Here is a 25,174-nt window from a genome sequence, read left to right as displayed (position 1 = left end):
CTTCCAACACCCGCGAAGCATTGGTGTCCGCGGCAACGGATCACGTATGCACGGCACTACGCAATAGTGCGTAAAACAAGGCAATAAAAGTGGATCGACGCGGACCGCCGCAAGTGCGGAACACGTGAGTCACGTCCGCTTATCAAGGCGCCGCAGGAACACGGCGACTTCCTTCATCACTTGCGCGTCGCCGTGTTCTGCGGCCACGGCGCTGGCACGTTCCCAGGCATGGCGCGCGCCCTCCTCATCGCCAAGGCCGAGACGCGCCTTGCCCAGCCATTTCCAGCCCACCGAATAGCGGGGGTCGTAGGCCACGCAGGTTTCAAGGTGATCGCAGGCCTTGGCGTAGTCTTCGGCTTCCGCATAGGCCTTGCCCAGGGTGTATCGCAAGAGTTTGTCGTCGCGGCCGGATGCCAGCATGGCTTCCAGGCGTTCCGTCATGGACCTCTGCGTCGTCATCGCCCTCTCCTTTCCTTGCTTGCGCGTGCGCGCCAGGCCCAACCGGATCCATGCGTACGGCTCGTCTAAAATGGCATGGCGGTCGCACCGTGTTCATGGTTCATCCTTTCGGCCCCATCCAGGCCGCGACCGCCTCTCACACCTACGTCCCGGTTCACACTCCATGCCTTTGCACCTTCTTGCGCTGGCCGCCGCCGCTTTCGGCATCGGCACCAGCGAGTTCGTCATTATGGGCCTGCTGCCCAACGTCGCGCAGGATCTTCACGTCAGCATCGATATCGCCGGCCTGCTGATCACCGGCTACGCCATGGGCGTAGTGGTCGGCGCGCCGATCATGGCGATCGCGACGGCCCGCATGCCGCGCAAGGCAACCCTGATCGGATTGGCCAGCACTTTCGTGGTCGGCAACCTGCTGTGCGCGCTATCTCCCACCTATGGCTTGCTGATGGGTGCGCGCATCGTCACGGCCTTCTGCCATGGGGCCTTCTTCGGCATCGGCGCCGTGGTCGCCGCCGACCTGGTGCCAAGGCACCAGCGCTCCAGCGCCATCGCGCTGATGTTCACCGGGCTGACGCTGGCGAACGTGCTTGGCGTGCCGCTCGGGACCGCGCTCGGCCAGGCCGCGGGCTGGCGCGCCACCTTCTGGGCCGTGACGGGAATCGGCACGCTGGCCGTCGCGGCGCTGATCGCATGGCTGCCGGGACGCATCCCCATGCAGGCGGGCAATATCCTGCGTGAATTCCGGGTGCTGGCCGATCCGCGTGTGCTGTGGCCGCTGCTGGGCAGCGTGCTGGCGTCGGCGGCGCTGTTCTGCGTGTTCACCTATATCGCCCCCCTGCTGCGCGACGTAACGGGCATATCGGATCGCGCCATCACCGGGATGCTGCTGGTGTTCGGCGTCGCCCTGACGGCAGGCAGCACGCTGGGGGGCAAGCTCGGGGACCGCAGCCTGGAGGCCTCGCTGCGCTGGCTGCTATTGGCCCTGGTTGCCGTGTTCCTGGCGATGACGAAGGCCGTGCACGGCTGGCTGCCCATGCTGTTCATCATCTTCGTATGGGGCATGCTTGCGTTTGCCCTGGTACCGTTGCTGCAGACGCTGATTGTCGACCAGGCGGCCGAAGCGCCCAACCTGGCGTCCACCCTGAATCAAGGCGCCTTCAATCTGGGCAATGCGAGCGGCGCCTGGCTTGGCAGCATGGCCTTGCGGCATGGGCAACCCTTGACCGCCCTGCCCTGGATCTCGCTGTGCATTATTACGGTCGCGTTGGCCTTGGCCGTTTGGGGAACGCGCTACTATGGACGCGCCATGCCGCCCGCGGGCACCGTACCGCTGCCCGGCCGCGCCACGCGCTAGCGCCATCATTGGGCGGCGCACGGCGGTTTGCCGGCCGGCACTATTCCCGGTCCCTTTCATGCATGGCATCGAACGGTGACGCTCCATGACCTCTCTCTACGATTTCTCGGCCCGCGACATCGATGGCGTGGAACGCTCCCTGGCGGATTACGCCGGCCGTGTCGTGCTGGTGGTGAATGTCGCATCGCGCTGTGGCTTCACGCCGCAATACGCCGGCCTGGAGGCGCTGTATCGGAGCCACCGGGAAGCAGGCCTTACCGTACTCGGCTTCCCTTGCGACCAGTTCCGCCATCAGGAACCGGGCGACGAAGCGGAAATCAAGCGCTTCTGTGCCTTGCACTATGACGTGACATTTCCGCTCTACGCCAAGATCGACGTCAACGGCGCCGCCGCCCACCCCCTGTACCAATGGCTCAAGCGGGAACGCCCTGGCGTACTGGGCATCCCGTCGATCAAGTGGAATTTCACCAAGTTCCTGCTCGGGCGGGATGGCCAGCCCATCAAGCGCTATGGGCCAGCCGTCAAGCCGGACTCGATCACGCCGGATATCGCCGCGGCCTGCGCCGCGCAGCGTGGCCAGCAGTGAAATAGTGCGGCCTTCAAGGTCCGCACTGAAGCTCGGGTAACCTCCCCGCGGCCGCGCGCCATCGGCGCGCGAGGCTCGTTCGCCACGCAGGTCTCCCTATCGCTCGAACAATGCTCAGCCGAGCGTGCGGGAAAGGAAGTCGCGCACCCGCGGCAGCGCGTCGTCGAAATGCGTCTCGAGCAGCCAATGGCCGGCATCAGGGAGCAGGTGCAACTCGGCGTCGGGCAGGTCGCGCAGATAAGCCCTGGCGGCGCTCTCCGGCATATAGCCGTCCTGCGGTCCCCAAATGAGCAACGTTCGCGGCTGGCGCGCGCGCAGGTAGGCCTGGTAGCGGGGAAACCATTCCAGGTTCGCTTCAAGCCCTTCCATCAGCGCGACGGCGATGCGCCGCCGCACCGGCGAGTTCATCAGTGGCCAGTGCAGCTTCCAGAGGTCCGGCGTTATTCGGACGGCCACCGCGTCGGAAACCTCGCCCACGAACTCTTCCCGGAACCCCTCCTCGCTGACTGCCTCTTCCAGCGGCCGGCGCGCTTCGGGGGTCTTCTGCGCCCAGTATTTCCTGATGGTTTCGTACTTGGGGCCGAGCTGGTCTTCGTAGATATCGCCGTTCTGGATGATCAGCGCGGCCACGTTATCGGAACGCGCGAGCGCATGGCGCAGGCCGATCTGCGAACCGTAATCGTGAAGCCAGAGCGCGTAACGCTGCAGATTCAGGGCATCCGCGAATTCGCCAAGCAAGTCGGCATAGGCGCTGAAGTCATAGCCGAACGCGGACAAGGCGGGCGTCCCGCTGTAGCCGAACCCCGGCCAGTCGAAAGCGATAGTCCGCCAGCGGTCGGCAAGTGCCGGCATGAGCCGGCGGAACTGGAAGGAAGAGCATGGATAGCCGTGCGGAAGGAGCAGGACGGGTGCGTCCGGGGGCCCCGCTTCCCGAACGAAGATGTCGAGGCCGGCGACCCGTTCGAAACGGTGCGTGGTTTCGCGTGTAGCCATGATGACTCCGTGACGTTTGGATCACCATAGCCAATTTCCACGAACGCGGGGTCCCGAGGGATGTCACATATCTCTACCGGAAGCGAAGCGTGCTTATTCACGAAACCGGTTCAGTCCAGCGGCGGCAGACGCCGGCGCAGCGTGGCGGCCTTGATGATGGCCGTATTGGTTTCCGCGTATTCCGTTACCCGCTCCAGTATCTCGTCCAGGTGCCCGATGGTGCGCAGCACCACCCGCGCAACGAAGCAATCGTCGCCGGTGACCTTGTCGCATTCGATGAATTCGGGAATATCCGCCAGCAATTGCTCCACCCGCCGCAACTGGCCCGGCAACGGTCGAACACGGACGATGGCTTCCAGGGCATAGCCTAGCGCGGCCGCGTCCACCTCGACGGTATAGCGGCGAATCACGCCAGACTCCTCCAGGCGACGCAGACGGTCCGCGACGCTGGGAGAGGACATTCCGACCTGCCGCGCCAGGTCGGCGACGGTGACCCTGGCGTTCGCCGCCAGCAGCCGGATCAGGCGCCGGTCCACCGCATCCAGGCCCCCTTCCTTGGTATTAAGGTCGCTAGCCATTTTTTCCCCAGAAAATTAGGTTTTCGGCTTGAAGTGCCACATCTTCGCCATATCGATCGGCGGTTCCGGCTGGGATAATTTGCCTGCACACAATACATAGCGCGCCTTCCTGGCGCAAGGTTTCGAGGTTTCATCATGGCGATATCTCCAGAACGCTTCGGCGCCGCGCAAATGAGCGCCGCCATGGGCCTGTCGGGCACGCTCGGTTTTTTCGTGCTGGAGTCCGGCCAAACACCCTTCAACGTGGTGTTCTTCCGCTGCGTCTTCGGCGCCCTGGCGCTGCTCATCTACTGCCACGCGCGCGGCTTGCTGTCGCGCAGATACTTCACGCGGCGCACGCTGCTGCTTGCCGCGGCGGCCGGCGCGGCCCTGGTGATGAACTGGGTGCTGCTGTTTTCGGCTTATCGCCTGGCGTCGATTTCCCTGTCCACGGCGGTCTACAACTTCCAGCCCTTCTTCCTGATGGCGCTGGGGGCGCTGTTCCTGGGCGAACGGCCCGGCGTGGCGAAGGTGGCCTGGGCCGTGGTGGCGTTCGCCGGCCTGTTGCTGCTACTGGATCTCAAGAGCGCTCAGGCGTCGCTGCACGACGGCCATCTGCTGGGCTTGCTGCTGGGCATGGGAGCAGGCGCGCTGTATGCCGTGACGGCAATCATCGTGAAGCGCCTGTCGGGCATTCCACCCCATCTGCTGGCACTGGTACAGGCCGCCATAGGCATCGTCATGCTGGCTCCCATGGCGGATTTTTCCGCGCTGCCGGGCTCGCTTCCGCAATGGGGTTGCCTGGTGGTGCTGGGCGTAGTCCATACTTGCCTGATGTATATCCTGCTTTACTCCGCCATCCAGAAGCTCGCCACGCCGATGATCGCGGCGCTGTCCTTCATCTACCCGGCCGTCGCCATCCTGGTCGACTATGCCTTCTTCGGACAACGGCTGGACATGGCGCAGGCCATGGGTATCTCGCTGATCCTGCTGGCGGTGGCCGGCGTAACCCTGAACTGGCGCCTCTGGCCGCGGATGGCGCCCAAGCGCTGCGCGCCTGGACCCGCTGCCCGCCCGTGAAGCCGGCGGCCGCCGGTCTCCACGCCGGCGTGCCGGGCCCGCCGGGACTTGTCCCCGAGCACCCTGCCGGCCTGTCCATCCCGGCGCAATAACCCCTGCCACCTGTCCCGTCCCGCCCGCCGGGCGGCCCGGTGCGCTTAAGATCCACCCATGCGCATGCCGGCCGGCGCTGTCCGGGCCGGCATGATGTCTCTGCCGCCGTGGTGGCGGCACTTCATGAGGACGATGCGCGATGACGGATCTGCATGACTGGGCGCCCGCCGGCGCCGGCACGACCAGGATGTTCGACGACGGCCGGCCGGCCCCCAGCCGGCGCGGACGAACCGCCCGGGGGGTGACGCCATGATGCGGCATGGCGAATACAAGGTGCCAGGCGGCAAACTCGTCGTTGCGGACGTCTCCATCGACGGCGGGGTATTGGCGCACGTCAGCATCAGCGGCGATTTTTTCCTGGAACCGCCCGAAGCCCTGCCGGAGATCGACCGCGCCCTCACCGGCCTGCCTGCGAACGCCACGGAGACCGAACTGGCGCTGGCCGTTGCCCTGGCGCTGCCGCCCGGCACCGAGATGTTCGGGTTCTCGCCGGAAGCGGTCGCCATCGCCGTGCGGAGGGCCCTGGCATGACGCGCACGACATGGCAGGAACACGACTGGCAACTGATCCACGAAGGTCCCCGCACACCCTTGCAGCACATGGCGCTGGACGCCGTACTGTGCGACGAGGTGGGCGCCGGACGCAGGCCGCCCACGCTGCGCTTCTGGGAATGGGCGGCGCCGGCCGTGGTCATCGGCCGCTTCCAATCGCTGAAGAACGAGGTGGACCCGGATGGCGCCCTGCGCTACGGCATCGAGGTGGTGCGGCGCGTGAGCGGCGGCGGCGCCATGTTCGTGGAGCCGGGCAACACGATCACCTATTCCATCTACGCGCCGCAAACCCTGGTAGAGGGCATGAGTTTCCAGGAGAGCTATGCCTTCCTCGACGAATGGACCCTGGAAGCCCTGCAGTCGCTCGGCATCAAGGCGTGGTACCAGCCGCTGAACGACATCACGTCCGCCGCAGGCAAAATAGGCGGAGCGGCCCAGGCGCGGCGCGGGCGGGCCGTGCTGCACCACGTCACCATGGCCTACGACATCGATGCCGGGAAAATGGTCCAGGTGCTGCGCATCGGGCGCGAAAAGCTGTCCGACAAAGGCACCACCAGCGCCAAGAAACGCGTGGACCCGCTCTTGACGCAGACCGGCCTTCCGCGCGAACGGATCATCGCGTGCATGATCGATATCTTCCGCGAACGCCACGGGCTGACGCCGGGCGCCGTCACACCGGCCGAGGAGGCCGAGGCGGACCGCCAGGCGCGCGAGCGCTTTGCCAGCGAAGCCTGGATAATGCAGGTCCCGTGATCGCACTGGAGGCTACGATGCGCCAACGACTTCACATTTTCCGGCCCGCGCCCATGGTGTCCCGCCGTGCGCTGGGCGGCGTGCTGCTCGCGTTGTGCGGCCTGTTGTCTGGCTGCGGCAGTTCGCCGCCCGCGGATATCAGCCTGGCTGGGGCCGGCAAACCGCAGGCGGATCTGGGCGACGTGCGGGTCGAAAGCGTCAAGTGGAGCCGCACCAAGCCCGGCTGCAGCGGCGAATGTCCGCGCATCGAGGTGGATTCCGTCGCCTTCCCCGGTATTCCGAAGCTGACTGCCCTGGTCGACCACGTACTGGCCTACATGACAGGCGTGGACCGCAACCGCCCGGGCCCGTATGACACGCTGGAGGAATACGCACGGTATTTCTGGCAGACTGCCGGCCCCCGGGACGAAACCTGGTTCAACGCGCAGGTCAAGGACACGGTGGGCGACATCATCGCCGTCGAGCTGAACACCGGACAGCAACTGACCGGGGCCGCGCATCCCATCCCCGCCACCCAATACCTGAACTGGCAGCGCAGCCAAGGCCGCGTGCTGGCCCTGGATGAGGCCATCATCCCCGGCCGGCAGACGCAGTTCGAGAATGCGCTGAAAGCGGCCCACACCAAATGGCTGGCGGGCAACGAGGACGCCAAGCGCGACCCCGCGGCCTACCGGAAGTTGTGGCCTTTCCTGCCTTCGGAGAACTTCGCCCTGACCAGGGATGGCGTCGTCGTGAAGTACGACGCCTACAGCATCGCGCCGTATTCCTATGGGGAACCGGAACTGCGGATACCGTACAGCGAACTGGTCGGCATCCTGCGTCCGGAATTCATCCCCGCCAGGAGTTGAGCCCCGGCGAGCCTTACGCCTCGGCTCAGGGGTACAGGCCGCGCACTTGCCGGGCTTGCAGGATGCGCGTGCACGCGACGATGAACGCGGCCGTGCGCAGCGTCACCTTGTGTTCGCGCGCCACCTGCGACACTGCAGCGTAGGCGTCGCGCATGATGCGCTCCAGGCGGTGATTGATCTCGTCTTCCGTCCAGAAGAAGCTGGAGAAGTCCTGCACCCACTCGAAATAGCTGACCGTCACGCCGCCGGCATTGGCGACCACGTCGGGTACGACCAGGATGCCCTTGTCGAACAGGATGTCGTCGGCCTCGGGGGTGGTCGGTCCATTGGCGCCTTCCACGACGACCTTGGCGCGGATGTCGCCAGCATTCGCGGAAGAGATCTGGCCTTCCAGCGCCGCGGGAATCAGGAACTCCGTTTCGAGCTTCCAGAACTCGGCCGGATCGAGCGCCTGCGCGTGCTCGTAGCCCCCCACCCCGCCGTTGCGGGACACGTGGACCAGCAGCTCCGGCACATCGAGCCCGAACTCGTTGTAGATGGTGCCGGTGTGGTCCTGCACGGCGATGACCTTGGCGCCCACGCCATGGAAAAGGCGCGCCGCGGTTCCGCCCACGTTGCCGAAGCCCTGGACGATCACCCGCGCGCCCGCCACGTCGATGCCCAGGTCGCGCGCCGCTTCGCAGCCGACCACGAATACGCCGCGGCCCGTGGCTTCCACGCGTCCCAGGCTGCCGCCCAGCGCCACCGGCTTGCCGGTGACCACGCCGGTCGCGGTGGACCCTTCGTTCATGGAATAGGTGTCCATCATCCACGCCATGATCTGGGCGTTGGTGTTCACGTCCGGCGCGGGGATGTCCTTGGAAGGCCCGATGATGACGCCGATCTCGCTGGTGTAGCGGCGCGTGATGCGCTCCAGCTCTGCCTGGGAATATCCGCGCGGATCCAGCCGAATGCCGCCCTTGGCGCCGCCGTAGGGCAGGTTGACCGCGGCATTCTTGATGGACATCCAGGCGGCCAGCGCCATGACTTCGGGCAGGGTCACATCCTGGTGGAAGCGCACCCCGCCCTTGCCCGGCCCGCGCGAGGTATTGTGCTGCACCCGGTAGCCCTCGAAATGCGCGATGCGGCCGTTGTCCAGCTCTACTGGAACGTCAACGATGAGCGCGCGCTTGGGCCGCTTCAGGGTCTCGGCCCAACGTCCCAGCGCGCCGAGGTATGGGGTCACCCGGTCGACCTGCTGCAGATAGGTCCCCCAGGGTCCCAGGTGGTCAGCATCCAGGTACGAAGGCAAGGCGTGGGTAGGCGTTTGGTGCATTTCGAACTGCTCCTGACGTGATGGCGCGCCCATTGTAGACGCAGAACAGATCCGTGTCCCTGTTAAATCGATAAATCAACATAACAGGGACATATTGGAACTTCCGCGGGGACAGCTGTTACCCGGCGCATGGCAGGCGCCGCCCCGCTCCGCGCATCACATACTGCCACCCGCGCTGCGCCTGCCCCCCGCCTACATGCCGAGGTAGGCCCGGCGCACCTCATCCGAGGCCGCCAGCTCGGCGGCACTGCCGGAGATCGCGATGGCGCCGCTCTGCATCACATAGGCACGCGCGGCCACCTCCAGCGCCGCGTTCATGTTCTGCTCCACCAGCAGCACCGACACCCCGGCCTGCGTGTTCAGGGCGGCCAGCGCGTCGAACACCTGCTCGACCAGCAGCGGCGAAAGCCCCAGGCTGGGTTCGTCAACCAGCAGCAGCCGCGGACCGCTCATCAGCGCGCGGCCGATCGCCAGCATCTGGCGCTCTCCGCCCGACATGGTGCCGGCCAATTGCGTACGCCGCTCCCGCAAGCGGGGAAATACCGTATACACCTGCTCCAGGCGTTCGCGATACACCGCTTCGCTGGCAACCGTGTAGGCGCCCAGGCGCAGGTTCTGCTCGACCGGCTGGCGTGCGAACACGCGCGCGCCTTCGGGGATCATGGCGATGCCGCGCTTGACCAGTTTTTCCGGTGGCGTGCCGGTGATGTCCTGCCCCTCGAAGACGACCCGGCCGCCGGCCGGCCGTACCATGCCCACCACGGCGGCCAGCGTGCTGGACTTCCCCGCGCCGTTCGCGCCGAGCAAGGCGGTGATCTCGCCAGGGCGCACTTCGAGCGAGATACCGCGCACCGCCTGCACGCCACCGTAGGCCACGCTCAGGTTTTCGACTTTCAGCATGGCGTCAGGCACGGTGCTTCCTCCCCAGGTAGGCCTCGATCACGGCGGGATGGCGCACGATTTCCTGCGGCGGCCCCTCGGCGATCGTCTGGCCGAAATTCAACACCAGTACCCGGTGCGCCAGGCGCATGACGACTTCCAGCACGTGCTCCACGATGACCAGCGTGATGCCGGCCGCATGGATGCGGCCGAGGATTTCCGACAGTGCGATGGCTTCGGTCGGATTCAGGCCGCCGGCAACTTCGTCCAGCAACAACATGCGCGGCTCCGTGGCCAGGGCGCGCGCCAGCTCCACGCGCTTCTGCCCCGCCACGTTCAGCCCCGCCGCCTTGACGTTGGCGCGATCGCCCAGGCCGACAAGGTCGAGGACGTTTTGCGCCGACGCGCGCGCATCGGCCAGGCGGCGATGGCGCAGCAACGCGCCTACCATGGCATTCTCCAGCACGGTCATCTGGCCGAAATTGCGCGGAATCTGGTACGTGCGCACCAGCCCCATCTCCGCCACCTGCTCCGGCTTCAGGCCCAGCATGGACTTGCCATTGAAGGACACCGTGCCCGCCGTCGGGGCGTGATGGCCCACCAGGCCGTTGAACAGCGTGCTCTTGCCCGCGCCGTTCGGGCCGATGACGGCGACGATCTCGCCTGCCTCCACCGACAGGCTGATGTCCTTGTTGGCCACCAATCCGCCGAAGCGTTTGGTCAGATCCTTGACTTCAAGCAGAGCCACGACGCCCCCTCAACGTGATCAGGCCGCCCGGCAGGAACATCGTCACCAGCAATATGGCCAGGCCGAATACCAGCAGATCCAGGCCCAGGCCGGAACTGCCCCACAGCACGCGCGTGCCTTCGGACAGGGGCAGCAGCAGCGCGGCACCGATCCACGGCCCGACGAGAGTGCCCACGCCGCCCAGGATGGCGACCAGCACCACTTGCACCGACATGGTCAGGCTGAACATCGATTCGGGATCGATGAAGCCCACATACATGGCGAAGAACCCGCCCCAGGCACCGGTGATGCCCGCCGAGAGCACGAAGGCCAGCATCTTGTAGCGGTCGGCCGGCACGCCCAGGCTGCGCGCGGCGGCTTCGTCGCCGTTGATCGCGCGCCAGTAGAAGCCGGTGCGCGAATGGACCAGGAAGTAGGTCAGCAGGAAGGTCAGCAAGGCCAGCACTACGGCGATCCAGTAGTACGGGACCTTGCTGCGGAACAGCAGCATCCATGGCGCTTCGCCGATGGGCGCCTCCAGTCCCACCGCCCCACCGGCCCAGTCCCAGTTGACCATCAGCAGCAGCCCGATTTGCAGCAGCGCGATGGTCGCCATCGCGAAGTAGTGGCCGGACAGCCGCAGGGTCGGTCCGCCGACGATGTAGGCCAGCAGGGCCGAAACCAGCGCGCCCACGGGGATGCCGATCAGCGGCGTCAGCTTCAGATGCTGCAGCAGCAGGATGGTGGTGTATGCGCCGACGCCAACGAAGACGCCATGGCCGAACGACACGCGTCCCAGGAAGCCGCCCACCAGATTCCATGCAGCGCCCAGCGCGCCGAACAGCAGCACCTGCAACAGGACCTGGATGGTGAACTGGTCGCTGATGAAGACGGGCGCCAGCGCGAACACCACCGCCAGCGCGACCGCGGCGACCAGGGGCGCCCGCGAATAGCGCGCCTTGGCGGGCATGGCGGCCGTTATATCGAGTTGTTTTACGTTTGCCATATCACCACCGCCCGAACAGGCCGCGCGGCCGGTACCAGAGAACCAGGACGAACAGGATGAAGATGGCCACCGTCTTCATCGCGGGCGCCACGAAATAGCCGGTCATCGCCTCGATGATGCCGATCAGGATGCCGGCGATGAAAGCGCCCGGCAGCGACCCGAAGCCACCCATGCACACGGCCACGAAGGCCAGCAGGCCGAACACCGTTCCCACGGAAGGGAACACATAGAAGAACGTCGTCAGCAGCGCCCCGGCCAGGCCGACCGCCGCGCTGCCCAGCATCCAGACCTGCGCATTGACGCGGTCGGGCGAAATGCCCACCAGCGCGGCGACCTGGCGGTCCTCGGCCACCGCTTGCAGCGCGTGGCCCCAGCGGGTGCGGTAGACCAGCACGAACAGCGCGATCACGACCACCAGCGCGACCAGTCCCGTCACCACCTGCGGTCGGCCTATGGACACGCCGGCCAGCGTCACGCTGCCCGACACGATGGTGTCCGGCAGGTTGCGGTAGTCGGGCGTGAAGGCGATGAAGGCCAACTGCCGCAATACCAGACCCAGGCCGAAGGTGGCCAGGATGACCGCCATGGGCGGCCCCTTCTGCAGGCGCTTGATGATGAGCGCATACGTCAGGAAGCCGACAAAGGCCAGCAAAATGGCCACCAACGGCGCCGACATGGTCGGATCTACGTGGCCCAGCGTAAAGAACCAGTAGGCGGCATACATGGCCAGCATCAGGAATTCGCCATGGGCGAAATTGATGACGTCCGTGATACCCCAGATCAAGGCCAGGCCCACGGCCACGGCGGCGTAGATCAGGCCATTGAACAGCCCGGCGTAGAGCGCTTCAAACATGCGGTGCTCCTGCGGCAGGCCCTGGCGGGCCGCCGTGTCTTGCGTTGCGCGTACGTGCGGACCGTCTTACTTCCAGGCGAAGGGCAGCGTCGGCAGCGATTTGTCGGTGCGGTATTGTTCCGGCCATACAGGCACGTAACCCGCGCCCTTCAATTCCAGGATCAGGCCCGCGCCCTTGGTGTTCTGGTTGTGGTTGTCGAACTTCACGCCGGCCCACGGCATGGCGATCTGGTTGTCGCCCAGGTCCGTCGCCGCGAGCGCCTTGCGTATCGCTTCGGGATCGGTGGAACCCGCACGGTTGATCGCATCGGCGAGCACGAGGACGCCCTGCATGGAACGGGCATTGTTGCCGTTCAGGTCCTTGCCGGTCTTCGCCTTGTACATCTCATTGATCTTCTTCAGGCCCGGCTTGGCGGCGGCGACGTCATTGCTCCACACGTCGCGCGTCAGCACGCCCTGCGCTTGCGGACCGACGTCCTGCACGAACTTCGAATCGATGAAGCCGGCATCGTTGGCCAGGAAGATGGGCGGCGCGTACTTGGCTTCGCGCATGGTGCGCACGAACAGCACGGCGTCGGACGTATAGCTGGCGAACAGCGCGACGTCGGGCTTGGAGGCGGCCAGCTTCTGCACTTCCGCCGTCACCGAGGGCGATCCCGCCGAATAGGCGATGCCGGTGATCTCGCGCTTGCCGGCCAGCTTCTGGACCGCCTTGTAGGTGTTGACGCCGAAGTCGGTGTTTTCATACACCACGACGATCTTCTTCGTGGGCAGCTGCTTGATGCCGTCCAGGAAGGCCAGCATGTTCTCGATGAAGGTCTCATCCGTGGGCGACGTGCGGAAGAACCACTTGTAGCCGCGCTCGGTCAGGTCGGGGCTGCTGGATTCGCCGTTCAGGTACGGGATACCCGCCTGTTCGGCAACGCGGCTCGCCGTCTTGGTGACCGCCGACTGATACGCGCCCGTCAGGGCCACGACCTTCTCCTGCTGGATCAGCCGCTGCGCGTCGGCCAGGCCGACATCGGGCTTGCCCTGCGAATCGCCGAACACAACTTCCAGCTTGGCGCCGCCGAGGTTCGGCAGGCCCGCGCCTTCGGCCAGCGGCAGTCCTTTGAGCTCCGGATGCGGGTTGTTGATGATGTCGACCGCAAGCTCGATAGCGTCCTTGATCTCGGTGCCCGTGGAAGCCAGGGCGCCGCTCAAGGGATAGATGGCCCCGATGCGCACGGTCTTGGTCTGGGCGGCGACGGGCTGCCCGAACATCAGCGCCATGCACGCAGCGAGGCCGGCGATCAGCTTCGCTTTGGACGCGACCGGCGCCACGTGAGGGATCATTCTCATTGCTTTTGCTCCTGAGGACTGACGATTTCGAAGAAAGGAAAACTGCCGACAGCAAGCTTATCCGCTACACCGCGATACAACCGCCCGAACAAACCCTGACAGGCAATGCAAATCGCGGCGTATGTTGCCGCCGGGACCATGGGCTTGCGCCGCCGCCGCCGCGCAGCCAGCCCCCGGACTTGGCGATCACGGTATGGGCGGGTGAGGATACGCGGGAATCAGAGCGCCGCCACGCGGCTATTGATCAGATCGGTCACCAGCATATGGCCCGGCGCGTGCGTGATGCAGAAGGCCGGCTTGACCGCCGCGACCACGGACTGCGGCGTGACGCCGCAGGCCCAGAACACGGGCACCTCGCCCGGCCGGATCTCCACGGGGTCGCCGTATTCCGGCCGATTGATATCCGCAATGCCGATGGCCGCCGGGTCGCCGAAGTGCACCGGCGCGCCGTGCACCGAGGGAAAGCGCGATGTGACCTGGATGGCGCGTATGGCGTCCGCCGGCTTGAGCGGCCGCATCGATACCACCAGGGGGCCGCTGAAACGGCCGGCCGGTGCGGTAGGCACATTGGTCCGGTACATCGGCACATTGCAGCCCTGCTCGATATGGCGCACGGGCAGGCCATTGTCCAGCATGGCTTCCTCGAACGAGAACGAGCAGCCGAGCAGGAAAGACACCAGATCGTCGCGCCACACGTGCCGCACATCCAGGGGCTCTTCCACCAGCACGCCGTCCTTCCACACGCGGTAGCGCGGGATATCGGTGCGGATATCGATGTCCACACCGAGCTCCGGCAAGGCGGGATCGCCTGGCTCCGACACCGCCAGGATGGGACACGGCTTGGGATTGCGCAGGCAGAAGCGCAGGAATTCGTCGGCCATTTCCCGGGGCAGGATCGCCAGGTTGGCCTGGACATGGCCAGGCGCCACATTGGCGGTGGGGCCGGTCATCGCGCCCGAACGGGCGGCCAGCCGGGCACGATAAGGCGCCGATGGGCCATCGGACGCGGATTGCGGAAGTGCGGACATGGTATTTCCCCGTGCAATGTGATGATTTTTTGTATGCGCTATTGCACCTTACCGTGGACCCGCCGTCCAATCACATGTTGCGATAAACCGCGATCACAATTATTTATCGCTCTTCCCGGGAGAGCGAGGGTTACTACCTAGAGCAGGCACGAGCGGCGGGGCCTCCAGCGTCATCGGGCTGGTCGCGATACGGGCGGCATCCTGGCGCGCGATGTACTGCGCGGCCTGCGCCACGGTACGCGCGACATGGCTGTCCGGCCCCTGCATCCAGCAGGCCGTGTAATTCAGGGAAGGCAGCTCCGGGGCGCGCACCTGCAGGACTTGCAACTGGCCCTGCGCCAGTTCGCGGCCCAGGATTACCGGGGCGATGACCGCCGTCCCGATGCCGTCCAGCGTCATGCGGACGATCACGCTGAGCGCGGAACTGCCGTACATGCGCGGCGTCTGCACGCCGCCTTCCAGCAGGATGCGGCGCACGGCGCGATGCGGATCGGTATTGGACGTATAGGTAATGACCGGCCAGCGGCCGAGCCGCTTCAGGGAAATCGGCGGACGCCCCAGCCGTAATTGCGGGCTGGCGATCCAGGCCAAGGGATAGCGGCACAAATGCAGGCTTTCGACGCGCGGCTCTTCCATGGGACCGAGCAGGAAGGCCAGATCGATCTGGTGCGACGCCAACTGCGTGCGCAGGCCCGTGCTGGTGTCGACCTGGATCTCGACCATCAGCGCCGGATAGGCCTCGTGCATGTATTCCATCAGGCTGGGCAGCCAGGTGTGGACGATGGTCTCCGACACGCCCAGGCGCAAGGTGCCGCTCATGATGTTCTGCGCGCGCGCGGCCTGCTGCATATCGCTGCGCATCTGCAGCATGCGCTCGGCATGCGACAGCAGTTCGCCACCCTTGGCCGTGAGCGTGATGCCACGCGAATTGCGTTCGAAAAGGCGCACGCCCAGGCCGCTCTCCAGCGAGGCGATACGTTGCGAGATCGCTGGCTGCGTGGCGCTGAGCTTCTCCGCGGCGGCGCGAAAGCCGCCCAGCCTGGCGACCCAGAAAAATGTCTCGATGTTGCGCAGGTCGATCATGGACGGCCGGTGCCGCGGGCACCCATCAGGAAAATTGATCGCGGTGAGCGTATCATGGCGGGCGCTGCAAAGAGGAGATCACGACATGCCACGGGTCACCGGCGCCCGAACCGCCGACACTGCCGCGCGTGCCGCGCCGGTTGCGGCCTCTCGTCCGCTGGCCGGCATCGCGCTCTTGCTGCTGTCGATGTGGGTGCTGTCCAGCCTGGACGCCAGCGGCAAATGGGTCATGGCGGCCGGCGTGCCGATGTTGCTGTTGTCGTGGGTGCGCTACGCCGCGCATCTGCTGGTGGCGCTGGCCCTGATCGTGCCGGTCAAGGGCTGGGGCATTCTGGCCAGCAAACGGCCGCGCGAGCAGATGCTGCGCGGCGGCGCCATGCTGGGCGCCACCCTGTTCTTCTTCACGGCGCTGCGCTTCCTGCCGCAGGCCGAAGCCACCGCCATCAACTTCCTTGCGCCGTTGATCGTGCTGCTGCTGGCGCCCTGGCTGCTGCGCGAACCGCCCCGGATGTCGCGCTGGGTCGCCGCCGGCGTGGCCTTCTGCGGCGTCCTCATCGTCATCCGCCCCAGCGGCGGCCTGGACGCCATGGGAACCATGTACGGCCTGCTGGGGGCGTTCTGCTTCGCCGGACAATACATCGCCACACGGCGCGTGGCCGGCGACGACCCGCTGACGTCGGTGATCTGGAGCGGCGGCGTGGGAACCGTGGTGCTCTCCTTCACCCTGCCCTATGCCGTGCCGGCCGCCTTGCCGGTCTTGCGCGAACTCGATGCCCTGCACTGGTTCGTCCTGGCGTCCACCGGGGTGACAGGCTGCCTGGGCCATCTGCTGCAAATCGCGGCGTATCGCAAGGCGCCGGCGTCCAGCCTGGCGCCCTTCGCGTATCTGCAGATCGTCAGTTCCACCACGACGGGCTGGTTGATCTGGGGGCATTTCCCCGACGCGCTGACCTGGGTCGGCATCGCCATCATCTGCGGCAGCGGCATGGGCATCGGCGTCCTCGAATGGCGGCGCGCGCGGCGGCTCGCACCTTAAGCAGTAGAAGCGCGGTAGACAGCCCCGCCGCGCGGCACACGCGCCGGTGCGCGGCCTATACTCGCCTGATAAAAAATCGGAAAACCCAAGAGCCGCCTGTTCCAGGTAGCCCGAGGCGGCCTCACCGTGACACCGGCGCGCGTCGCACGACGCCGTCCCTGCCGCGCCCTGCACGCATTCTGTCGACGGCGGGCCTTCGCCCCAACGCGGGCGCTGCACGCCGAAGGGGGCCTCATGTTCACGCTGTCCACCAACGCCATAGATGAATTGAAGAGCACGCTCCGAGGACGGATCGTGCGGCCATCCGATGCGGACTACGACGACACCCGCCGCATCTGGAACGCCATGATCGACCGACGCCCCGCCCTCATCGTCCGCTGCGCGGGCGTGGCGGACGTGCGCCACGCCGTGCGTTTCGCGCGCGCGCACGGCGTGCCCCTGACCTTGCGCGGCGGCGGGCACAATATCGCCGGCAGCGCGATCTGCGATGACGGGATGATGATCGATCTTTCACCGATGCGATCGGTCCGCATCGATCCGGCCGAGCAGCGCGCCTATGTCGAAGCCGGCGCAACCCTGGCTGACTTCGACCATGAGGCCCAGGCCTTCGGGCTGGCCACGCCGCTCGGCATCAATTCCACCACGGGCGTGGCCGGGCTGACCTTGGGCGGGGGTTTCGGCTGGCTGAGCCGGCGCTTCGGCATGACGGTCGACAACCTGCGGGCCGCGGACGTGGTCACGGCCGAGGGCGAGCTGGTGCGCGCCAGCGCCTCGTCGCACGAAGACCTGTTCTGGGCCCTGCGCGGCGGTGGCGGCAATTTCGGCGTCGTCACCATGTTCGAATTCCAGCTGCATGCCGTGGGCCCGCAGATCTACGGCGGGCTGGTGGTCGTGCCCGGCGAACAGGCGCCCCAGGCCTTGCGCGCCTACCGCGCGGCGGCGGCCTCCATGCCGGAGGAACTGACGGTATGGAGCGTGCTGCGCCAGGCGCCACCCTTGCCCTTCCTGCCTGCCGAGGTGCATGGCAAGCCGGTCGTCGCCTTCGCCGTCTGCTACACCGGGCCCATCGAGAACGGCCCCGCGGCCGTGCAGCCGGTGCGCCAGTTCGGCACGCCCTATGGCGAGCACCTGGGCGAGATGCCGTACACCGCGTGGCAGAAAGCCTTCGATCCCCTGCTGACGCCCGGCGCGCGCAACTACTGGAAATCGCATGATTTCGGCGAGCTTTCCGATGGCCTGCTGGACGCGCTGGTGGACGCGGCGGGGCGGCTGCCGTCACCGCAATGCGAGATCTTCGTGGGCCAGTTGGGTGGGCAGACGACGCGGCCCGCCGCCGACGCGATGGCCTACGGCAATCGCGAGACTCAGTACATCGTGAATGTGCACGGACGCTGGGCCGACTCCGCCGATGACGCCGCCGGCATCACGTGGGCGCGCGACTTCTTCGACAAGGCGGCGCCCTACTCCCTCGGAAGCGTCTATGTGAACTTCCTGACCGAAGAGGAATCGGATCGGGTCAACGCGGCCTACGGGACCAATTTCTCCCGCCTGGGCGCCATCAAGGGCCGCTACGATCCGCAGAACCTGTTCTGCCATAACCAGAATATCCGTCCGGCGAGCTGAAGGCCCGGGATTGCGCCGGTACGCTCAGTCGCTCGCGACAACCTTGCCGGCGGCCAGCACGAGCTGCCGCTCGCAGCGCGCGGCCAGGCTGGCGTCGTGCGTCACCAGGACGAGGGTGGCGCCCTGTTCGCGGTGCAGGTCGAAGATCAGGTCGATGACGCGCGCGCCGGTCGCCGCGTCCAGGCTGCCGGTCGGTTCGTCGGCGAACAACAGGTCCGGCTTGACGACGAAGGCGCGCGCCAGCGATACCCGCTGCTGCTCGCCCCCGGACAGCGTCCGCGGGTAATGGTGCAGCCGGTCGCCCAGGCCCACGCGCTCGAGCATCCCGCGGGCAGCTTCCTGGGCGGGCTGGCCCGCCAGCTCCAGCGGCAACATGACATTTTCCAGCGCGGTGAGGTTGGGTAGCAGCTGGAAGGACTGGAATACGAAGCCCACGTGGTTGGCGCGCAGCCGTGCGCGGCCGTCCTCATCCAGGGCGAACAGGTCATGCCCGGCCAGGGTGACCGAGCCCGAGCTGGGAACATCCAGGCCGGCCAGCAGTCCCAGCAAGGTCGATTTGCCGGAACCGGAACTGCCGGTGATCGCCAGGGCCGTTCCGGCCGAGACCGTAAAATCGATTCCTTCCAGAATGGACAGCGTCCCGCCCGCGTCGGCCACCCGCTTGCCCAGTCCCCGCACCTCTATCGCGTTTCCCGTATCCATGCGCCCGCTCATCCGTTTGTTGTTCGCGTTTATCCTGGCCGCGGCCGCCGCCGTCGCCTCTGCTCAGACCGCTGCCACCCAGGGCGGTTCCATTCCCGGCAAAACCATACTCGTGGTCGGTGACAGCCTGTCGGCGGAGTATGGCATCGCCCGGGGCAGCGGCTGGGTGCCTCTGCTGGGCCGCCGCCTGGGAGAGCAATACCCGGCCTATCGCGTCGTCAACGCCAGCATCAGCGGCGACACCACCAGTGGCGGCCTCAGCCGGCTGCCCGCCTTGCTGCGCCAGCACCATCCCGCCATTGTGATACTGGAACTGGGGTCCAATGACGCCCTGCGCGGCCTGTCGCTGGCGATGACGCAGCAGAACCTGACCGAGATGGCGCGCCAGGCGAAGCAGGCCGGCGCCGCCGTGCTGATCGTGGGCATGCAGATCCCGCCCAACTATGGCCGCACCTACACCGAACAATTCCGCGACCTCTTCGCCAAGGTCGCCAGCACGGAAAACGCGCGCCTGGTTCCCTTCCTGATGGAAGGCATCGCCACCGACCGCAGCCTGTTCCAGTCTGACGGGATGCATCCCAACGAAGCCGGCCAGCCCAGGCTGCTGGAAAATGTCTGGGCCGGGCTGAAACCGATGTTGAACTAAGGCAAAGAAGACGGGGCCGCTGGCCCGTTATCCGACCGCGCGAGCCACCGGGTCGAAATCAGCCGGCGGCCGTCTCGGCATCGCCGCCTTGCAGGACGCGTGCGGCCTCCGGCGCGATCTCGACCTTGTACTGGCTGCGCAGCATCTTCAGGACCGCCTCGTCCTCTGCCTGGCCCCAGGCATTCGACAATTGCTGGCTCAGGCTGGCCACCGCGCCCGGGTCGCTCTTGCCTGCTTCGACCTTCTCGATACGCGCCAGCACGTAGTCATCGCCGTCGCGCGTACCGGCATAGGCGGGCAGCGGCGTGGCGGGCGCCCGCATCACGGCATCCAGTACGGGACGGGACAGGTTCTGCGGATTCTGGCGCGAGACGTCGACCGGTCCGCCAAACCCGTCGGCCGGCGCAGCCGGATTCTTGCGCAAGGCTTCCAGCGCCTGTTCGCCCGCCTTGGCGGCGGCGTCCGCGGCGCGCTCGTCCACCAGGCGCGCGCGGATCTTGTCCTTCAATTTATCCAGCGGCGGAACGTGCGCCGGGGTGTTGGCCGCGACGCGGACCACCACCATGGTGTCGGGCGACAATTCGATGACGCCGGAGTTCTGTTTGTCGCGCAGGACTTCCGGACTGAACAGCGCCTGGCGCACGCGCGGGTTGTCCAGCAAGGCGGAATCCGGGCTGGCCGATGCCGCGCCGGTGCCGGCCTGGTCTTCGGGCAGCAGGCCGGTGCGCGTGATGCCGCCGGCCTGGCGGATCTTCAGGCCCAGCGCGTCGGCGGCGGGCTGCAGGCTGTCGCGCTGGTCGTAGACCAGCGAAGTGAGCTTGGTGGCCATGTCGGAAAAGCGCGACGCGGCGATCTGCTTCTGGATCTCGCCGGCGATCTGGTCGCGCACTTCGGCGAGCGGCTTGATCTGCGCGGGCTGCAGGTCCGTCAGCATGAGCACGTGCAGGCCATAGGGGCTTTCGACCACGCCGGATACCTGGCCCTTGGACAGGCCGTCGATCGCCTTTTGCAGCGCAGGTGTCAGCATGCCGGGCGAAATCCAGCCGAGGTCGCCGCCCTTGGACGCGGAACCGGCGTCCTGGGACAGCTTTTTGGCCAGATCGGCGAAGGCCGAGGGGTTGGCCGCCGCCTGGCGCGCGATATCGTCCGCCTTGGCGCGCGCGGCCTTGCGCTGCGCCTCGGTCGCGCCGGCCGGAACCTCGATCATGATATGGCTGGCGCGGCGCCGCTCCGGCTGGCCGAAGCGGCTCTTGTTCTGCTCGTAGTAGCGCGCGATGTCATCGTCGCTGACCTGGACGCCAGTGCTGGCGGCGGCTTCGTCCAGCACGATGTATTGCGCCTGCACCTGGTCCGGCACCAGGTACTGCTGCTTGTTGCCGTCGTACCACTTCTGCACGTCTTCGTCGCTGACCTGGACCTGCTTGCGGTAGTCCGCCGCGGCGAAGCGACGCGTCAGCACGTGGCGCGTTTCCGTCAGCGCGCTCTCGATGTAGTTGGCCACCGTGGCGGGCAGCCGCGCCGACTGGCCGATGGGATCCAGCACGCGGCCGATCGCCAGGTCGCGCCGCAAGCCGGCCTCGAACGTCGCCGGCGTCAGGCCCTGGGCCGCCAGGACGGCCCGATAGCGTTCCGGAGAGAAGCGGCCGTTGTCCTGCACCGCGGGATTGGACGCGATGGTGTTGCGCAGGGTCTCGTCGGAGACCGAGAACCGGTTGGCCGCCGCGGCCGCGGCCAGCAACCGCTGGTTGATCAACTGGTCCAGCAGGCGCTCGCGCATGGCGGGCGTGTCCAGCAGGGCCGGGTCGAACTGCGCGCCCATCATCTGACGGTACTGGTCCAGCTGGTCGCGCCGAGCCTGGTCGTATTCGCGCTGCGTGATCGGCTTGCCGTCCACGGTCGCCATCTTGGGCTCCTCGGACATGAAGCTGCTGTAGCTTTGCACCCCGAAGAAGGCGAAGGACGGAACTATCAGGATCAGCAGGATGAACTGCATCCAACGCTGATGGTTGCGAATGAAATCGAACATGGAGGCCCTGTTGCGGCGCGGTACACGTCTAGCCGTGTCGATCCGCGAAAAAGACGCAAAAAAAAGCGAACCGGATTCGCCTTGCTCTCATTACTGCGTGGTACCGGATCAGCGGGCTGCAGTTTAGCACCTCCGGCCACCCCGGCGCGCGGGCGGCGCGGCGTGCCGTTTGCATGGGCGGCACCAGGGACGCGCGCACCGGGACCGGCACGCGTCGCGGATGGCGCCCATCCGGGAGCGACGCCGCGGCGCCGCCGTGCGACGGTGCGGTATCCTTGATGTCGTCATCATGCCATCAAACGCCCACGCTTCATGACCACTTCTCTGTCACCCTGGCCCTATCCCCGGCTGATCGCGCACCGCGGAGGCGGACGGCTGGCGCCCGAGAACACCCTGGCCGGCATGCGTGCCGGCTTCGAGCATGGCTACCGGATGTTCGAATACGACGTCAAGCTCAGCAAGGACGACGTGCTGATCCTGCTCCACGACGACGACCTGGACCGCACCACCAATGGCCAGGGACCCGCCGCCGCCAGGACATATGCCGAACTGGCCGCGCTGGATGCCGGGGCCTGGCATTCGCCCGCCTTCGCCGGCGCGCGGATTCCGACGCTGCAGGAAGTGGCGCGCTACACGATCGAACAAGGCATTGCCAGCAACGTCGAAATCAAGCCCTGCCCCGGGCGCGAAATGGAGACGGGGACGGCGGTCGCGCTGGCCGTGCGCGAACTCTGGCGCGATGCGCCCGTGCCGCCTCTGCTGTCTTCGTTCTCGGAAGCCGCGCTGACCGCCGCGCACGTGGCGGCGCCGCAGATACCGCGCGCGCTGCTGGTCGAGAAGATTCCCACGGACTGGCGCGATCGGCTGGTGCAGCACGACTGTGCCGGTCTCAACGTCAACCAGAAGGACGTCACGCCGGCGCTGGTGCAATCGGTGCATGCCGCGGGCTACCGGCTCGCGGCATGGACGGTGAACGACCCTGCCCGCGCGCGGCAGCTGCTGGACTGGGGCGTGGACGCCATCTTCACGGACGAACTGGCCGCCATCCGGCCCGACGCCTGAACGCGCCGGCCAGCGCCCCCTCACGAGAAACTGCCTTGTTCAGCTACCGCCACGCCTTTCATGCCGGCAACCACGCCGACGTACTCAAGCACGCCATCCTGATCCACATCCTGGATTACCTGGGCCAGAAGGATGCGCCCTACTGGGTTATCGATACGCACGCCGGGGCGGGCTTGTACCGCCTGGACAGCGATTGGGCCTCCAAGAATGCGGAGTTCGCCGACGGCATCGGCCGGCTCTGGGATCGCCCGGACTTGCCGCCGCTGCTGGCGCGCTACGTGGAACGGATACGCGACTACAACGGCAATGGCCAGTTGCGGCACTATCCGGGCTCGCCCTGGCTGGCGCTGGACGCCTTGCGCGAGCATGACCGCCTGCGACTGTTCGAACTGCATCCCACCGAAGCCGAGGTCCTGGTGACGAACCTGGAGCGGCTCGGCGGCACGGCCCTGCGGCAGACCACCATCTATGCCACCGACGGGTTCGAGGGCATGAAGGCCCTGCTGCCGCCGCCTTCCCGGCGCGGCCTGGTCCTGTTCGATCCCTCGTACGAGGACAAGCAGGATTACCGCCGCGTCGCGCTGGCGCTGAAGGAAGGCATCAAGCGCTTCGCCACCGGCACCTATGCGGTCTGGTACCCGCAGGTGCAGCGGCGCGAATCGCAGGAACTGCCGCGCCAATTGGAAAAAGCCGGCGTCAAGCGCTGGCTTCATGCCAGCCTTTCGGTGAAGAAGCCTGCCAGCGAGGGTTACGGGCTGCATGGCAGCGGGATGTTCCTGGTCAACCCGCCATGGACGCTGGCCGAGCAGTTGAAGCACGCCCTGCCCTGGCTCAAGGATGTGCTCGGCCAGGACGCGCGGGCGCGCTTCACGCTGGACTACCGCGAGGACTGAAATGCGGGTGGCCGCCTGCGCGAGACGGCAGAAGCAGCGCGACGGCGCGTAGATCCGCACATCCACGCGCCGCGTGCGCCACGCGCGCGGCCCCTTACCATTGCGGGGACTGTTGCGGCGCCTGCGCCTGCGGTTGTTGCGGCGGCTGCGCGCCGGGCTGTTGTTGCGCCTGGGGTTGCTGCAACGCCTGCGGCGGCTGTTGCGGCGCCTGCGCCGGCTGCTGCTGCGCCACGGTCTTTTCCGTCCAGCCGCCGCCCAGGGCCTTGTAGAGGTCCACCAGATTCGTCAGGCGCGCCAGCCGGGTCTGCACCAGCACCTGCTGCGCGTCGTAGAGCGACCGCTGCGAGTCCAGCACGCTCAGATAGCTGTCCACGCCCTGCCGGAAGCGTTGTTCCGACAAGTCGTAGGCCCGCTGGTTGGCGTCCACCAGGAGCTGCTGCGCGCGGATCTGGTCGTCCAGCGTACCGCGGCCGGCCAGGGCGTCGGCCACCTCGCGGAACGCCGACTGGATGGCGCCCTCGTACGTGGCGATCTCGATCCGTTTCTGCACCTTGGCAAGATCGAGATTCGCTTGCAGCGATCCGCCGGTGAAGATCGGTATGTTGATCTGCGGCGTGAAGCTCCAGGCCCCCTGCCCGCCATCGAACAGGCGGCCCAGGCTGGCGCTGGCCGTGCCGGCCCCGCCCGTCAGCGTGATGCTGGGAAAGAATGCCGCGCGCGCAGCGCCGATATTGGCGTTGGCGGCCTCCAGCTGGTGCTCGGCGGCCCGGATATCGGGACGGCGCTCCAGCAGGTCGGACGGCAGCCCCGCCGGCAAGGTGGTCGGCATCAGCGCATCGTTCAGCGGCGACGGTTGGTCCAGCCTGGCGCGCACATCCTGCGGCAGCGGATTGCCCACCAGCAGCACCAGCGCATTCATGTCCTGCGCCGCCTGCCGCTCGAACTGCGCCAGGTTGCGTTCGGCGGTGCGCACGGAGATCTCCGCCTGGCTCAGGTCGAGCGCCGTGGCAATGTTGTTGTCGTAGCTCTGCTTGGTCAACTCGTACGAGTCGCGCTGGCTCTTGAGCGTATCGCGCGTCAGCTGCAGGAGCTCCTGGTCCGCACGCAGCGTCATGTAGGCGCTGGCCACTTCGGAGATCAGCGCCAGCTGCGTCGCCGTCCGAGTCTCGTCCTGCGCCAGGTACAACTGCAGCGCCTGTTCATTGAGGCTGCGCAGACGCCCGAACAGATCCAGTTCCCAGGCCGAGACATTGGCACCCACCTGGTAGCTGCGGGTGGTGGTCGCGCGGCCACTTTGCGAGAGGTCGCCCGGCAGGCGCTGCGCCGATTCCTGGGCGCCCACCGTCACCGTGGGCAACACTTGCGCGCGCTGGATCCGGTAGGTCGCCCGCGCGGCTTCCACGTTCAGGGCCGCCACGCGCAGGTCGCGGTTGTTTTCCAGCGACAGCGCGATGACCTGCTGCAGGAGCGGGTCGGTATAGAAGTCGCGCCAGCCCACATCGGGCGTGGCCGGATCGCGCGACCGGCCGGGCGCCTGGTTAATGGAGCGGTATGCCGGTCCGGTCGGATACGCCGCGTCGACGGGCGCCGCGGGCCGTTCGTAATCCGGCATCAGGGTGCAGCCGGCCAACACCGCCGCCATGGTGGCGGACAGCGACAGGCACAGCGTTCTACTCATTG

General features: G+C 66.9%; 25 protein-coding genes. 11 read left to right on the top strand and 14 right to left on the bottom strand.

The features are described from left to right. Positions 1-129 precede the first annotated feature (129 nt). Positions 130-459: a hypothetical protein gene (locus tag BAU07_RS11595; RefSeq protein WP_084025624.1), complete on the bottom strand. Its 330-nt coding sequence runs from the start codon at positions 457-459 to the stop codon at positions 130-132. A gap of 163 nt (positions 460-622) precedes the next feature. Here BAU07_RS11595 and BAU07_RS11590 point away from each other — a divergent pair, with 163 nt between their 5' ends. Beyond that, complete coding sequence (locus BAU07_RS11590) at positions 623-1,813, top strand: MFS transporter (protein ID WP_066657580.1); 1,191 nt, start codon at positions 623-625, stop codon at positions 1,811-1,813. 85 nt (positions 1,814-1,898) lie between these two features. Then, positions 1,899-2,399, top strand: a complete 501-nt coding sequence (locus BAU07_RS11585) for a glutathione peroxidase (protein WP_066657577.1) — start codon at positions 1,899-1,901, stop codon at positions 2,397-2,399. 114 nt (positions 2,400-2,513) lie between these two features. Here BAU07_RS11585 and BAU07_RS11580 read toward each other — a convergent pair whose 3' ends face one another. Then, entirely contained in the window at positions 2,514-3,251 is a 738-nt protein-coding gene (locus BAU07_RS11580) for an alpha/beta fold hydrolase (protein WP_232338289.1), read from the bottom strand. Positions 3,252-3,502: 251 nt separating this feature from the next. After that, positions 3,503-3,970, bottom strand: a complete 468-nt coding sequence (locus tag BAU07_RS11575; RefSeq protein ID WP_066657573.1) for an Lrp/AsnC family transcriptional regulator — start codon at positions 3,968-3,970, stop codon at positions 3,503-3,505. 135 nt (positions 3,971-4,105) lie between these two features. On the opposite strand from BAU07_RS11575, the gene BAU07_RS11570 reads away from it, so the two are divergent. From BAU07_RS11570 to BAU07_RS11555, 4 genes are all read left to right on the top strand, one after another. After that, the gene (locus BAU07_RS11570) at positions 4,106-5,029 is read left to right on the top strand and encodes a DMT family transporter (RefSeq protein WP_066657570.1); all 924 of its coding nucleotides are present in this window, start codon (positions 4,106-4,108) and stop codon (positions 5,027-5,029) included. Between the two features lie 342 nt (positions 5,030-5,371). Continuing rightward, positions 5,372-5,653, top strand: a complete 282-nt coding sequence (locus BAU07_RS11565) for a biotin--protein ligase (protein WP_232338288.1) — start codon at positions 5,372-5,374, stop codon at positions 5,651-5,653. Continuing rightward, positions 5,650-6,426, top strand: a complete 777-nt coding sequence (locus BAU07_RS11560; RefSeq protein WP_066657567.1) for a lipoate--protein ligase family protein — start codon at positions 5,650-5,652, stop codon at positions 6,424-6,426. Before BAU07_RS11565 ends, BAU07_RS11560 begins: the two co-directional genes overlap by 4 nt. Positions 6,427-6,443: 17 nt before the next feature. After that, a complete protein-coding gene (locus BAU07_RS11555) occupies positions 6,444-7,274 on the top strand; it encodes an RsiV family protein (RefSeq protein WP_066657564.1) in 831 nt (276 codons plus the stop codon). 25 nt (positions 7,275-7,299) lie between these two features. Here the strand turns inward: BAU07_RS11555 and BAU07_RS11550 are convergent, their stop codons facing one another. From BAU07_RS11550 to BAU07_RS11515, 8 genes are all read right to left on the bottom strand, one after another. Beyond that, positions 7,300-8,589 carry a Glu/Leu/Phe/Val family dehydrogenase gene (locus BAU07_RS11550; protein ID WP_066657562.1) on the bottom strand — a complete coding sequence of 430 codons (1,290 nt, stop codon included), beginning with the start codon at positions 8,587-8,589 and terminating at the stop codon, positions 7,300-7,302. Between the two features lie 192 nt (positions 8,590-8,781). After that, on the bottom strand, positions 8,782-9,489 hold the full coding sequence (locus BAU07_RS11545; protein ID WP_066657559.1) for an ABC transporter ATP-binding protein: 708 nt from the start codon (positions 9,487-9,489) through the stop codon (positions 8,782-8,784). Between the two features lie 4 nt (positions 9,490-9,493). After that, positions 9,494-10,216, bottom strand: a complete 723-nt coding sequence (locus tag BAU07_RS11540; RefSeq protein ID WP_066657556.1) for an ABC transporter ATP-binding protein — start codon at positions 10,214-10,216, stop codon at positions 9,494-9,496. Beyond that, positions 10,203-11,165, bottom strand: a complete 963-nt coding sequence (locus BAU07_RS11535) for a branched-chain amino acid ABC transporter permease (protein WP_066657554.1) — start codon at positions 11,163-11,165, stop codon at positions 10,203-10,205. The genes BAU07_RS11540 and BAU07_RS11535 overlap by 14 nt, the downstream gene beginning before the upstream one ends. A 37-nt stretch (positions 11,166-11,202) precedes the next feature. Beyond that, positions 11,203-12,054 (bottom strand): branched-chain amino acid ABC transporter permease, encoded by an 852-nt coding sequence (locus BAU07_RS11530; protein ID WP_066657552.1) that lies wholly within the window; start codon positions 12,052-12,054, stop codon positions 11,203-11,205. Positions 12,055-12,120: 66 nt separating this feature from the next. Next, the gene (locus tag BAU07_RS11525; RefSeq protein ID WP_232338286.1) at positions 12,121-13,395 is read right to left on the bottom strand and encodes an ABC transporter substrate-binding protein; all 1,275 of its coding nucleotides are present in this window, start codon (positions 13,393-13,395) and stop codon (positions 12,121-12,123) included. A gap of 218 nt (positions 13,396-13,613) precedes the next feature. Continuing rightward, the gene (locus BAU07_RS11520) at positions 13,614-14,423 is read right to left on the bottom strand and encodes a putative hydro-lyase (RefSeq protein ID WP_066657547.1); all 810 of its coding nucleotides are present in this window, start codon (positions 14,421-14,423) and stop codon (positions 13,614-13,616) included. Between the two features lie 99 nt (positions 14,424-14,522). Then, positions 14,523-15,506: a LysR family transcriptional regulator gene (locus BAU07_RS11515; protein ID WP_084025622.1), complete on the bottom strand. Its 984-nt coding sequence runs from the start codon at positions 15,504-15,506 to the stop codon at positions 14,523-14,525. Positions 15,507-15,591: 85 nt separating this feature from the next. Here BAU07_RS11515 and BAU07_RS11510 point away from each other — a divergent pair, with 85 nt between their 5' ends. Both BAU07_RS11510 and BAU07_RS11505 read left to right on the top strand, forming a co-directional pair. Beyond that, positions 15,592-16,542, top strand: a complete 951-nt coding sequence (locus BAU07_RS11510) for a DMT family transporter (RefSeq protein WP_066657544.1) — start codon at positions 15,592-15,594, stop codon at positions 16,540-16,542. A 234-nt stretch (positions 16,543-16,776) separates the two neighbouring features. Next, entirely contained in the window at positions 16,777-18,165 is a 1,389-nt protein-coding gene (locus BAU07_RS11505) for an FAD-binding oxidoreductase (protein ID WP_066657541.1), read from the top strand. 24 nt (positions 18,166-18,189) lie between these two features. Here BAU07_RS11505 and BAU07_RS11500 read toward each other — a convergent pair whose 3' ends face one another. Continuing rightward, positions 18,190-18,867 carry an ABC transporter ATP-binding protein gene (locus BAU07_RS11500; RefSeq protein WP_066657538.1) on the bottom strand — a complete coding sequence of 226 codons (678 nt, stop codon included), beginning with the start codon at positions 18,865-18,867 and terminating at the stop codon, positions 18,190-18,192. Here BAU07_RS11500 and BAU07_RS11495 point away from each other — a divergent pair. Continuing rightward, on the top strand, positions 18,866-19,513 hold the full coding sequence (locus BAU07_RS11495) for an arylesterase (RefSeq protein ID WP_066657536.1): 648 nt from the start codon (positions 18,866-18,868) through the stop codon (positions 19,511-19,513). The genes BAU07_RS11500 and BAU07_RS11495 overlap by 2 nt on opposite strands. Positions 19,514-19,571: 58 nt before the next feature. On the opposite strand, the gene BAU07_RS11490 is transcribed toward BAU07_RS11495, so the two are convergent. Further along, positions 19,572-21,539 carry a SurA N-terminal domain-containing protein gene (locus tag BAU07_RS11490; protein WP_066657534.1) on the bottom strand — a complete coding sequence of 656 codons (1,968 nt, stop codon included), beginning with the start codon at positions 21,537-21,539 and terminating at the stop codon, positions 19,572-19,574. 312 nt (positions 21,540-21,851) lie between these two features. Between BAU07_RS11490 and ugpQ the strand changes: the two genes are divergently transcribed. Then, positions 21,852-22,601, top strand: coding sequence for a glycerophosphodiester phosphodiesterase (gene ugpQ, locus BAU07_RS11485; protein ID WP_066657523.1), 750 nt, complete (start codon positions 21,852-21,854; stop codon positions 22,599-22,601). Between the two features lie 35 nt (positions 22,602-22,636). Continuing rightward, complete coding sequence (locus BAU07_RS11480) at positions 22,637-23,494, top strand: 23S rRNA (adenine(2030)-N(6))-methyltransferase RlmJ (RefSeq protein WP_066657521.1); 858 nt, start codon at positions 22,637-22,639, stop codon at positions 23,492-23,494. A 94-nt stretch (positions 23,495-23,588) separates the two neighbouring features. Here BAU07_RS11480 and BAU07_RS11475 read toward each other — a convergent pair whose 3' ends face one another. Then, positions 23,589-25,172 carry an efflux transporter outer membrane subunit gene (locus BAU07_RS11475; RefSeq protein ID WP_084025620.1) on the bottom strand — a complete coding sequence of 528 codons (1,584 nt, stop codon included), beginning with the start codon at positions 25,170-25,172 and terminating at the stop codon, positions 23,589-23,591. Between the last annotated feature and the right edge of the window lie 2 nt (positions 25,173-25,174).

It is taken from the genome of Bordetella flabilis (assembly GCF_001676725.1).
Taxonomy (GTDB): Bacteria; Pseudomonadota; Gammaproteobacteria; order Burkholderiales; family Burkholderiaceae_B; genus Bordetella_C; species Bordetella_C flabilis.
This window is presented reverse-complemented; position numbering and strand designations above follow the sequence as displayed.